The organism is Pseudomonas sp. ANT_J28 (genome assembly GCF_008370005.1).
GTDB classification, from domain to species: Bacteria; Pseudomonadota; Gammaproteobacteria; order Pseudomonadales; family Pseudomonadaceae; genus Aquipseudomonas; species Aquipseudomonas frigoris.
The window spans coordinates 1-12,160 of record NZ_VOBM01000055.1 but is presented as its reverse complement, the minus strand read 5'-3'; the positions used below and the strand labels follow the sequence as shown (position 1 = coordinate 12,160).

Sequence of the window (12,160 nt, the reverse complement as noted above, 5' to 3'; positions counted from 1 at the left end):
AGGATTAAGCCGCTATTGCGTTTGCGCCGCCTGTAACGGTTGCTGACGTTCGGTTTCTTCCTGCAAAAAACCCACGATGGACTGCGCCGCGTTCTCATCCAGGCGCAGGTTGGGCATGGGAATTTTGTCGAAACGTTCAAACAGCTCCAGCGCGATCGGGTCTTTTTCCGCCAGCATGCGGTCCGGCTCGCGAATCCAGCGACTCAGCCAGGCCGGATCACGCAGGCGAGTGACGCCGATCAAGTCCGGGCCGATGCTGCGCATGCCGATGCCCTGCCCATCCAGCGGACCCAGGCTGTGGCACGAGGCGCAACGGGTGCGAAACAGTTCTTCGCCGTTGCTCGGCGGGCGAATCTCGGGCGCATTCGCGTAGTTTTCTTCAACGCTGGGCTGCTTCCAGTTCTGCAGCGTGTTGGCCAACTGATCGGCCAGAATCCACGGATTTTCGAAAGGTGAAGCTTTCATCCAGCGGCCCGTGGTCTGGTTGCCGACGATCAGGCTCAGGTTGTGGTCCTTGCTGCGTCCGTTGTCGACGCCTTCGATAAACAGCCTGAGTTTTTTTCGCAGATCGGTGACGTCGGCAAACTCCCCGGTGAGAAACTTCCAGCCCGGCCCGACCTTGAAGCGTTGTGCGTAGGCCTTGAGCACATCGGGTGTATCGCTTAAGGGGTCGATGCTGATGGAGTAGAAAAAAATGTCCTGGCCGACCCGATCCCCCAGCAACTTCTGCACCTGACGCAGGCGCGCGGTTTCCAGCGGGCAGGAGTCGCTGCACGAAGTGAAGATGAAATTGATCACCACCACCTTGTCCTTGATCAAATCATCGAAGAAACGCAACTGCCGACCGTCCTGATCGGTCAGCAAGGTGTTGGGGAAGTAATCACCGCCCCAGGGCGTCGCCGACTCCGTCGGTGACGCTGACACGGACGGAGCAGCTTCATGAGCCACCAGCACCCGACTGGCCAGCAGGCAAGTGACCAACATCAACATCAGGTGCATGCCCAGGGCGCGGGAGCGCGGCGTATGCATTTTCATGTCGGCTCCCTCGCGGTTCATGGTTGGACCACCTCTTTGGGGCCGGGGCCGGAGCCGTCGCCAGTGCGGAAGGTTGGCAGCGCGGCGGAGTTCACGTAGCGCACACCATCCCAACTTGGCAGCGGTGTCGGCATCAGCTGGAATTGCCCCGGTTTTTCAATGTCCCAGCGCAGCAACATGGAGTTGTCCTCATGCTGCGTGTTGTGACAGTGCTCCATGTACGTCCCGGCGAATTCGCGGAAGCTGATCGCTATTTCGACGCTGTCCAGGCCATCCTTTTCCGAGCCGATGCGGTACACGTCCTTGCGTGCCCATTTTTCCCATTCCGGTGGCGCCTTGCCGCCGCGGGTGAGGATGATCCCCTCCTCGAAGTGCACATGCACCGGGTGGCTCCAGCCCTCGCCGCCGAGCTTGATGTTCCACACTTCCAGGGTGCCGAAACCGGCGACACCGGCATCGGTGGGGCCACTGGCCAGCTGGGTCGCGGTGTTCAAGCGACGTGGGTCCATGGAGAAACCGAAACCGCCATCGGTCTTGACCGTCCACGGTGCTTCATCGGTACCGTCGGAACGGCCGAAGGTGAAGGTGCGGTGACGGGCTTTGGCCAGCAGCGCCTTATCGGCGGTGTTGTCGCGGTGAATCTTCAGCGGGATCATCACCAAGCCTTCGGCTTTGCCCGGTTTGGCCGGTTCGTACGCTGCCGGATCCATGGCCAGGTCCTGGCCGGTGTAGGCCTTGACGTTGAGTTGCAACACCTTGCCTACCGCCGGATCACCGTCCTCCCACTTCGGCCCCTTGCTGGTTTGCTTGAGGATCGCCCGGTATTTCTCGGACAGCACGTCAGCCAGGGAGACGGGTTCTTTCGGGCCCTTGCCGTCTTCGTGCACCAGCAGGTTGACGAAGAACAGCTTGTCGCCCGGTTTGATCCCGTTTTTCGAGAAGTTGACGATGATGTCGAAACGTTCGGCAATGCCCAGGGTTGGCAGGATCGCGTTGTGGTTCTGTTTATCGCCGTCGGCATCCAGGTCCATGCTGCCGTCGAACGGCACGCTGTGTTCCATGATGTTGCCGTCGTTGGCAATCATGTGGAACGGCACGCGGGCATACGACACTCCCGACCCGGCAGGCCCTTGGAACTCCCCGCTGGTGCCCTTGATCTCGCGCACGAGCGCCAGTTTGAAGAAGCGCGACACGGAGCCATTGAGCATGCGGAACCGATAGCTGCGGGCGCGCACATCCAGGATCGGTTTCCACTGCCAGTTGACCAGCACCTGATCACCGAGGAAGCCGTTGGTATTGAACGGGTTGAACCACAGTTGACCGTTTTTATCCCACGCCTTGTCGGCAAACAGCAGGTTGACGTCATAGTCGCGGTTACCCCAAGGCAAGGCGCTGCCACTGGGAAAACGCAGGTTGACGCCGTCATTCACCGATTCATTGCCGCGGTCCAGGGCGCTGTAGTAGTTCATCATTGCCGCGTTGCCCTTGTAGACGTTCTGCGCGGTGAAATCGAGCATGTGGTCGTGAAACCAGTGGGTGCTCATGGTTTCGCGCCAGTCGCCGCGGATTTTGATGGTGCCGTTTTCGCAGGTCTTGCGGCTGGGGATGAGGTCGTTGGTCCACAGGGTTTCGCCCGGCGAGCACGGAAAGGCTGCACGCGGGTCTTCAGCCTTGGTGTTGATGCTGTCGTAGCCGGCCAACTGGATCGGCCAGCGATAGTCGTAAAATTGCCCCGGGAAGAAAAACGCATTGGCATAACCGTCACTTTCAGCCGGTGTGTGGCCGTTGTGTTCGTGGGTGGTGATGGTGTGCAAACCGAACCCCATGTTCGCCGACGGGTCGATCGGCAAGCCGTTGTAATGGCGCATCAACACGGGTTGCCCGTAACGCACCATCAACAATTTTGGCGGCAAGGTGCCATCAAAGGTCCAGACCGAGTTGTGGTTCTGCACCGGCATTTTCGGGTGGAAACGCGCATCGACGCCCTTGGCGGTGCCATCGGTCGCCGGTACGCCAGCCACGTTGTGATAGAGGCCGCCTGGGCCAAACTCGCCCACGGCATAGCGGTGCATCTGACGACTATCACGCCCACCGGTATTCAACCGTGCGCCGGTTTGCACGGTCTTGTAGGCCATTTGCGGGTAAAACTCGTTCCAGCGCTGGTGCGACCAACCTTTTCCTGGCGGACGGCCTTCAGCCGACGAGCCGATGCGGCGGTTGAGGAAAAACTCAATCTGCTTCTGCCAAGGATTGCGGTCAACCACGTTGGAATACTGGCTGGGGAACGGAGTCAAGCCTGGTTGACGCAGAAAGGCGTCGAGTGCCGCACTCGGTGGCGCACTGCGGGCCGCACTGGTGGGGTCCTGCTGTGGCAACGGTCCGATGGCTGCCGGTGGAAAACCCAACGGCGCCGCCGGTGTGGTGGGGTCGAGTTTTTCCGGGCCGAATTCTTCGAACAGCATCAACTGCTGAGTAAACGGCTGAGCGCCATACAGTGGACTTGGCTTGCCGTTGGTGGGGTAGTTGAAACTGGTTTGCACCACCGGCGGCAGAATGTTTTCCACCCGAGTGGTGTCTTTGCTGCCTTTGACGCCACCGGGTAAATCGAAGGAATCCTTGTTGGCCTCGGGCATGGTCAAAATGGCGTTCAACGCCGCGGCTTTGTCAGCCGGTTCATCGTAGTAAGCCGAGGGGTCGGAAGGTTCCGGCTGTCGCTCGTCGTCGATGGGGCTGGCGCGAAGAGTCGCTGTGCCCAGCGTCATTGTCAGAAGAACGCTCAGAGGCGTCAGGACGCCGAACCATTTGAAGGGGTACCGCGCTTTTCTGTCCATCACCAGCCGCCTCGAAGTCGTGAAGGGGGTAATGGGGGTTTTGCAAGGATCTCGCCAGATCTGTAACCGTTATTTACAAAAGTATTAATACTTAACAAAACAATGACTTATCAACATCAATGTGCCATAAACGGGGAAAACAACTGGGGAATGGCACCCACTAACGGGGAAAGTTCACACCCGTTTTCAGCGGACCAATTTGAACGACAGACGGACACTCGTGCCCTCGCCTTCACGGCTTTCCAGGGCCACCGCACCGCCAAACCGCTCCATGATCCGCTTGACCAGTACCAGCCCGACACCCAGCCCACCTTGTTTGGTGGTGAAAAACGGCCGGAAGGCCATGCTGCGCTGTTCTTCGTTCATGCCTTTGCCGGTGTCGCTCACCACCACGCTGAGGCCACGGGAATCGGTCGGCTCCAATGTGATGATTAACGTGCCGCTCTTGTCCATGGCTTCCAGTGCATTGGCCAGCAAACTGTTGAGGATCTGCGTCAACTGCACCTGCTGGCTCAGGACCATGGGCGTCAGCTTTGGGTCGAACACCACGTGGACCGAGGCTTTGGTGATTTGATGCTCGAAGGCCATCAGGCTGTCATGCAGCGCCGCCACCAGATTGACAGGCTCGGCGTCATCGTTGAGCGGACGCAAGGATTGCAGCAGCTCCCTCACCCACTTCGACATGCGATCCACTTGGCCGATGATGTCGTTGATGTTCTTGTGGGCCGGGCCGCTGTCGAATTCCAGCGCCAGTTCGGCGCTTGAACGGATGGTCGCCAGCGGATTACGCAAACTGTGGGCGACCGCCGACGACATTTCGCCCAGGACGACCAAGGTTTCGTTGGTGATCAGTTGCTTTTGTTGCGCCGCCAGCAAAATGGCCGCTCGGCGCACGATCCAGTAGAGCCCCAGGTAAATCAGCCCGCCGCCCACCGCAGTGGCCAGCCAGATCAGCACCAGGCCGCGCTCCATGCGGCTGATCAGGTCCTTGGGTTCCTTGTAGATCTCGACCATCGCCGTGACGTTCTTGCCGTCGGCATCGAACAACGGAATGTAGTTCTCGATGAAGATGTATTCCGGGGGCGCCACAAACTTCTGTTCCATGCGGCTCTTGTTCACATCGTGATAGCTGGCCGACACAGGAATTTTGGAAGCAAAGGCTTGATCCAGGTCTTCGTCGGCATGGATCGTAGTGCCCATTAGCGCCGGGTTGGTCGACCAGATCACCCTGCGGTCGGGGGCATAGATATTGGCCAGGATCACGTCCGGCAAGTGCTCGATATGGTCGAGGAATTCGCCGCGGGCATTGGCACGGGCCAGCGGGTCGACGTCGGAAAAGTCCTTGTCTTTGCGCGGATCGAGCAGCTCGCCCATGGTCCGCACGTTGGGAATCGATACGTGGCGCACCTCGACCGAGGCAATCGCCTGAATAAACTGGGACGTCAACAACGCATCGCGTTGCACGCTTTCGGTAATCACGAACCGGGTGGACACCGACCCCAACGCCACCGCCACCGTGCCAATCACCGCCATGCTGATGAGCGAAAACCAGCGCAATAAATTGAACGGCTGCTTGCGCGAGCTCAGGCAAACATCACCCTCCTCGGCCTGTAGTGTTTGAGTAGGCATGTCCATGGACGTGTTCCCGACGATTCCCCTATAGGGTTATAGCCCACTCATGGCCGTTTGCCCGACGTTGGGTCTCGTCCTCCACTTCCTCCTTATGCCCATCTACCCCCAATGCTGGGGACAGTGGCCCGTTTCCAAAAACCGCGCTGCGATGCCGTTTGTGAGTGATACGGCCGTGACTCGGGCCTCTACCGGCCGTTTTCGACGGTTGGTATGGAAGTTGCCGAAGCCCTCTCAACTGACCCGTCTCCATGGGGCAGGCATTTCGATATATAGAGGGCTTAACTCATGCACCCTTTACTGTCCAAAACCGCGGCCGCCCTGGTCGTTAGCGCACTGGCCCAAGGCGTCGCCCATGCGGCGCTGTTTGCCGTCGACCCAGGCCCCTACGTGCAAGCCAACGGCTCGTTCGCTGCCTGGTATCAGGACACTCACGGTCGAACCCTCGATCTTTGCCTGTCCAAGGCTGTCAGCTCGCGAGTGCCCAGCGCACCGGGCGCACCGACGTACATGTGTAACTTGCTGCCGGCACCCGGGATCTTCGACGACACACAACCGCTCGTCTTCCCGACCAACTTCCCCGATGAGGCGTTCTGGTTCACCGGCGACGGCACCATCGTCGACGCCACCCGAGGTATCGACCTGACTTATGTCAGCGCCGTTGAAGCCGCCTTCAGCGGTGGCGACCCGGTCGAAGGCGACCAGATCAGCTTCGCCCGTATCCGCCTGCGTGTCGATGTACCCACCGCCGGCACCTACGTCATCACTCACCCCTACGGCGTCGATGTCTTCAACGTCGACACCCCCGGGCGTCGGGCGATCAACATGACTCGGGATATCGGCATCGGCGTGCCGAAAACCTACGACGGAGCCCTTAAGGGCGATGTCGGGCCGTTCCTGCGCAGCGTCAATGGCCCTTACACCGAGACCAATCCGGTCACCGGTTCAGCCGAGCAATTCGTTGGCGACCCGAACCTGGTGGAAGCCTTCACCGGCAGCCCTTTCAATACCAACTACATCCGCATTGAAGGCCCCAACGGGCTGGATTTGCGCACGACGGTGATGGCCCTCTCCGGCAAGTTGGCGACAATGGCACGACCGACGCCATTGATCACCCAGCGCAGCACCTACTCGCGCAAACCCGGCGCCAGCGCTCCGGTGGCTCAGCAAGACGTGTTCGTCCTGGCCCCGCCGCCACCGGCCAAAGTGACTCTGGACAGCAACAACCCGGTGTTGAACCTTACCGAGGCCAACACCACCGGCAACTGGTATGCGCAATCTTCGACCAACCCCAGCTTGCCGAGCACGTTGCAAGTGACCGCCGACAACCACCTGGCCATCGCTAGCAGCACGCCGACCACCTTACCCATGCCCCTGACTGACCTGGTGGTGATTTCACGTGCCGAATACAGCCTCAGCACCGGGCAAATAACGGTCGTGGCCTCGACCAGCGACGAAACTTCGCCACCGGTGCTCACTGCCACCTCTGGCACAGGTGTCGCCATCGGCGCCCTGAGTGGCGATGGCGCAGTGAAATCCCTGGCGACCGGCATCTCGCCGATTCCACCGGCCAAGGTTCGAGTGACGTCATCCAATGGCGGCAGCGACACCGAAGAAGTGGTCATCGTGCAATGAACGCACACATGCCCAGATCCTCATCAGGAGGCATCATGAACAAACTGCCACGCCTGGCGCTCAACGCCCTGGGACTGACTCTATCGCTGTCCGGCAGTGCTTTCGCGCAACTCGCTGCCGTCGACCCCGGCCCTTATACCTTCGCCTCGGGAAAATTCCCGATCTGGTATCAGGACAACAATCTGCTGTCGATGGAACTGTGCCAGTCCCGGGCCGCCAGCTCGCGGGTGCCGGCTGCCACGCCACCGGCCTACATGTGTACCCTGCTGCCGGCACCGGGCATTTTCGACGACACCCTGCCGATGGTATTCCCGGATAACTGGCCAGACGAAGCCTTCTGGTTCCTCGCCGGGACCACCATTCCCAACAATGCCGCTGGCTATGGAATGGACGCCTACGTGGCCGGGATAGAAGCCGCTTTTGCGGGCGGGAATCCGCAAGACGGCGATCAAATCAGCTTTGCGCGGATTCGTATGCGGATAAACGTGCCCGTCGCCGGGACCTACACCATCACTCACCCGTATGGCGTGGAAACGGTCAATGTCACTACCCCCGGACGTCGCGCAATCAACATCACCAGAGATATCGGCGTCGGTGCGCCGGGAGTTTTCGACGGGGCACTGAATGGGGCTATCGGCCCCTTCCTGCGCAGCGTCAACGGCCCCTACACGGAAGTGAACCCGGACACCGGCGCAATCGAAACCTTCGTCGGCGACCCGAACCTCACCGAACAAGTCACGGGCAGTCCCAATAACACCAACTTTGTACGCATCCAGGGCCCGGCCGGCACGATCGAAAGCAACCTGTTCACACTCTCCGGCAAAGTCCTCGACAATCGTGCGCAAACCCATGTCGACCTTAACCGTGCCACCTACCGTCGCATCGCCTCGGGCACCGGTACCAGCACCCGGGTCGAAGTCTTTGGCAAGGCGGATAACAGCTCTACATTATGCTTCCGCGAATCCGTCGCCCTTGTGCCAGGCCCACCGCCTACACCCTGCCTGACCAACATGGTGGGTGACGGCACCGGGCTGTACTTCGGTCAGCGTCTGTTCAGCGGCCCCGTGCCTCCGGTCGTGGTGCTCACCGCCACCAACCCGGCCGGCACCACCCGCCCTACGGCGGTCTCAAGCAAGCTCGTTGACCTGGTGAAAATCCAGACGGCTCGCTACAACTGGAGCAACCACAGCCTGCTTATCGAGGCCACGTCCACTGACGAAGTGGCGGTGCCAGACATGGTCGCGCAGGGTTACGGACGTCTGTCGAAATCCGGCACCCTGCAAAAAATCACCGTCGCCGATCTGCCCCAGCCACCCGCCACCGTCACGGTAAAATCCGCCGCCGGCGGCAGCGATACCGAGCCCGTCGTGGTTGTCGGTACCGCACCGGATACCGGCGAGAACCAGGCGCCACTGTCTGTGGCCGACACCGGCAGCACCAGCTTCGGCGTGCCCATCACCCTCAACCTGCTGGCCAACGACAGCGACCCGGACGGCAACACGCCACTGAGCATCACCGCGCTGACCCAACCGGCCGCCGGCCAGGGCACCGTGGCGTTGAGCGGCACGACTGCGGTGGTCTACACCCCACCCGCTGTGGTCCCTGTGCCGTTAACCACGACCTTCACCTACAAGGCTCAAGACGTCAAAGGCCTGGCCTCGACCACTGCGGCGACCGTGACTATCACCGTTGCGCCTAACCGGCCACCGGTGGCAGCCGCCGACGCCGTCGCGACCCTGGGCGTTGCGATACCGATCAACGTGTTGGCTAACGACACCGATCCGGAAGGCAACGTGCCGCTGGCGGTCGCCAGCTTCACCCAGCCGCCGGCAGGTCGCGGCACCGTCAGCAGCAACGGCACAGTGATCACCTACACCCCACCGGCCACGGTCACGACAGCCTTCACCACGACCTTCACCTACATCGCCCGGGACAGCTTCGGCGCCCTGTCGACACCGGCCACGGTCACCGTGCAAGTCTCGCCAAGGCCTGCTGCGGAAACCTTCACGGTCACCACGGCCACGGTATCGGCTCGCTCCAATAACCGCTTCACCTGGGACTTTGCAGGGACTTCATCGGTGGTCACCGGCAACACCATCACCATCAGGGTCTCCACCCCGACCGGGCTGGCAACCCTGGGCACCACCACGGTGCCGGTGACCGGTCGCTGGAGGCTGACGGTGAACAACATCACCACGGTGATTCCGTCGGCGAACCCGACAGCCACCATCACCTCGTCCCAAGGCACCGTGCGCACGGTCTCGGTGATCTCGAACTGAGCCCTCGCCCCACCCGCCGATTCGGCGGGTGGGGCCGGCCTCTTCCCAAAGGATGCAGCCATGAAAACCTCGACCGTCGCCCTGCTCTGCCTGCTTCTGCTTTGCAGCAGTGCGGTTGTGCGCGCCGATGACTTGATGGAAAACGATGACCTGGGTCCCGGTGGCGATCTGGGAGAGTTACCACCACCGGTTGGCCAGCACGCGCTGATCGATCAGAACGGCCAGGCCAACGTTGCGCTGTTGCAGCAGAACGGTCAGTCGCTGCTCGGTCGCATCGTCCAGTCGGGCAGTAATCAGGAAGCCTACATCCTGCAGCAAGGTAGCGACCTGATGGCAATGATCACTCAGCAAGGTTCCGGCAACGCCGCCTCGATCACCCAGACCGGCAGCCACAACCGCGCGCAGATTTCCCAGAACGGCAACAACAACGACGCCAGCATCGACCAGGCCGGCACGGGGCTTTCTAGCGCCGTGACCCAGTCCGGAAACGGCATGAGCGTTTCGGTCAAACAATACCGCTAAAGCACTGCACCATTTGGAGGTTTCATCATGTTCAAACTGACGCCCCTCACCGCCGTCATCCTGGTCCTAGTCAGTGCCCAGGCGATGGCCGACGACAGCGTTTCCACCCAGGACCAGGTCGGTACCGCGAACATCGCCGACGTGAAACAGACCGCGGCCCCGTTCAGTACCGCCAGCCAACAACAACTCGGTGAGGGCAACGATGCCGCAGCGGTGCAAGACAACGCCACCGGCACCATCACCCAGGATCAACTCGGCGACTACAACGCCGGTTACGCCGAGCAACTATTCGAAGACGGCAGCACCATCACCCAGCAACAGGTTGGCAGTTCCAACACCAGCCATGCCAGCCAGTCGATCGGCATGGGCGGCAACGAAGCGCTGCAACAACAGCAAGGCAGCGGCAACTTCTCGTTCATTTATCAGGACAGTCAGGAAGGCACCCAAGGTCAAACCTTCCAGTTTGGTGACAGCAACGAGGCCAATATCGAACAGATCCAACTGGGCACTGCCAACAACGCAGTGATCATCCAGTACGGCACCGCCAACTACGCCACCGCCGAACAGATCGCCCACATGGGCGGCCAGATCAATCTCAACCAGGCGGGCGAAGGCAACTACGCCTATGGCGACCAGCGCGATGGCAACGGCGGTACTGTGACCATCAACCAGTACGGGCAAACCAACGAAACCGTGGTCGACCAAAGCTTCGGCGAAAACAACGTTGCCCAGGTGCTGCAAGTCGGCGACCTCAACGCGATTTATGCCGACCAGTTCAACTCCGTCGGCTCGGTCCTGGCGCTGTACCAGCAAGGCACCGGCAACGTGCACTTCACCTATCAAAGCGGCGACAGCCATGTGCTGAACGCTACCTCCGTGGGCACTGAAAACAAGGTCTACGCCAGCAACTGGAAAGGCCCGCAACTGGGCGGCCAGTTCGGCAGCAACCAACGTGCAACCGTCAACCAGAACGGCACCAACAACACCGCCAGCTTGAAACAGGACGGCATCGGCCACGTGATGACCACCAACCAGACCGGCTACGGCAACAAAACCACGGTCAAACAGGCCGAAAACTACAACGAGCTGTACTTCGACCAGAACGGCAGCGACAACATCCTCATCGCCGACCAGCGCGGCACCACTAACCTGGCCCAGGGCAGCAGCACCGGCATCGGCAACACCACTAACTTCGACCAGTCCGGCAGCATGAACGTGGCCTACGTTACTCAGGGCGGCACCGGCAACATTGCCAGCGTCACTCAGAGTGGCATGACCCAGACTGCGACCGTGCAGCAAATGGGCAGCGACAACCGGGCAACCGTGCTACAGCAATAATCGCGCAGCAAAAAAAACCGCGGCCCTTGGAGGGTCGCGGTTTTTTTGTCTGTGCCGATCAGCTACGTGGGTGAGTCTTGCGGATCGATGTTATCCAGCGCCCGATTCACCGCCAGGTCGGCCACCATGATGACCTGCTGGATGCCCAACAACATACTGCGTTGCGGCCCCTCCACAAACACCGCGAAATCACTGGGCATGACATTCGCCGAAGCCAACGATTCACAGGCGTGAGCAAGCAGGCTTTCGGTGTCGATGTCCGGGGCGATAACGAACATCGTCCTCGGCTTGCGTTCGGGTGTGTCTTTGTGGGGATTGAGGTAATGGTCGAGGGCGCGGTCGGCGGCTTCGTGGAGTTTTTTTGAATCGGGTGACGCGTAGGGGGAAACGGTGTCGGTTTCTGGGGGATTGGGTGTGGGTTTGAACATGGGGAAGCTCCGTTATACCTGATGGAACCACCAGCACCTGTCGCTAAACAAGTAAGGGTGGCGGCTGTACGCAGGTTAGCGAACCGAGAGGTATAAGACCCGGCAGACCCGAGGGTCTCCCGCGCACAGCCACCATATCGAAACTGCGGACATAAAATCGCCTGCAATAAAGACGGGTGCATTGTTGCACTTATACCTGGTCGGGTCGCTAAACCTGATCGCTGAATTGGCAGCGATGGGGAAACGATAAAGACCAGGGCCAAAGCACCTGGAGGCTCGAAGGTGAAGGGGTAATCATCGAGTGCTTGGGAGGCATATTCGTAGCCCACAGGTGCCTTGCAGTGGTCTAATTTCCCCGGACACCCCGATAGGTGGAAAATACACCTATTGAGGAGTTCTCCATGACCGACAAACGCAAAGTATTCGACGACAGCTTCAAGCTGGAAGTTGTAAAGATGATCAA

Annotated in this window: 8 protein-coding genes; 4 read left to right on the top strand and 4 right to left on the bottom strand. The window is 60.3% G+C overall.

The features are described 5' to 3' along the window. Positions 1–12: 12 nt before the first annotated feature. The 3 genes from FQ187_RS26990 to FQ187_RS26980 form a co-directional block, all read right to left on the bottom strand. Positions 13–1,056: an SCO family protein gene (locus tag FQ187_RS26990; RefSeq protein WP_149631807.1), complete on the bottom strand. Its 1,044-nt coding sequence runs from the start codon at positions 1,054–1,056 to the stop codon at positions 13–15. Then, on the bottom strand, positions 1,053–3,866 hold the full coding sequence (locus FQ187_RS26985; RefSeq protein WP_149631806.1) for a multicopper oxidase domain-containing protein: 2,814 nt from the start codon (positions 3,864–3,866) through the stop codon (positions 1,053–1,055). Before FQ187_RS26985 ends, FQ187_RS26990 begins: the two co-directional genes overlap by 4 nt. 186 nt (positions 3,867–4,052) lie before the next feature. After that, positions 4,053–5,501 carry a HAMP domain-containing sensor histidine kinase gene (locus FQ187_RS26980; protein ID WP_149631805.1) on the bottom strand — a complete coding sequence of 483 codons (1,449 nt, stop codon included), beginning with the start codon at positions 5,499–5,501 and terminating at the stop codon, positions 4,053–4,055. A 282-nt stretch (positions 5,502–5,783) separates the two neighbouring features. On the opposite strand from FQ187_RS26980, the gene FQ187_RS26975 reads away from it, so the two are divergent. The 4 genes from FQ187_RS26975 to FQ187_RS26960 are packed head-to-tail and all read left to right on the top strand — an operon-like array spanning position 5,784 to position 11,269. After that, entirely contained in the window at positions 5,784–7,130 is a 1,347-nt protein-coding gene (locus FQ187_RS26975; protein WP_149631804.1) for a hypothetical protein, read from the top strand. A 35-nt stretch (positions 7,131–7,165) separates the two neighbouring features. Beyond that, positions 7,166–9,409, top strand: a complete 2,244-nt coding sequence (locus tag FQ187_RS26970; RefSeq protein ID WP_149631803.1) for an Ig-like domain-containing protein — start codon at positions 7,166–7,168, stop codon at positions 9,407–9,409. A 60-nt stretch (positions 9,410–9,469) separates the two neighbouring features. Beyond that, positions 9,470–9,931 (top strand): curlin, encoded by a 462-nt coding sequence (locus tag FQ187_RS26965; protein ID WP_149631802.1) that lies wholly within the window; start codon positions 9,470–9,472, stop codon positions 9,929–9,931. 27 nt (positions 9,932–9,958) lie between these two features. After that, positions 9,959–11,269, top strand: coding sequence for a curlin (locus FQ187_RS26960; protein ID WP_149631801.1), 1,311 nt, complete (start codon positions 9,959–9,961; stop codon positions 11,267–11,269). Positions 11,270–11,331: 62 nt separating this feature from the next. Here FQ187_RS26960 and FQ187_RS26955 read toward each other — a convergent pair whose 3' ends face one another. Next, on the bottom strand, positions 11,332–11,697 hold the full coding sequence (locus tag FQ187_RS26955; protein WP_149631800.1) for a DUF6124 family protein: 366 nt from the start codon (positions 11,695–11,697) through the stop codon (positions 11,332–11,334). Between the last annotated feature and the right edge of the window lie 463 nt (positions 11,698–12,160).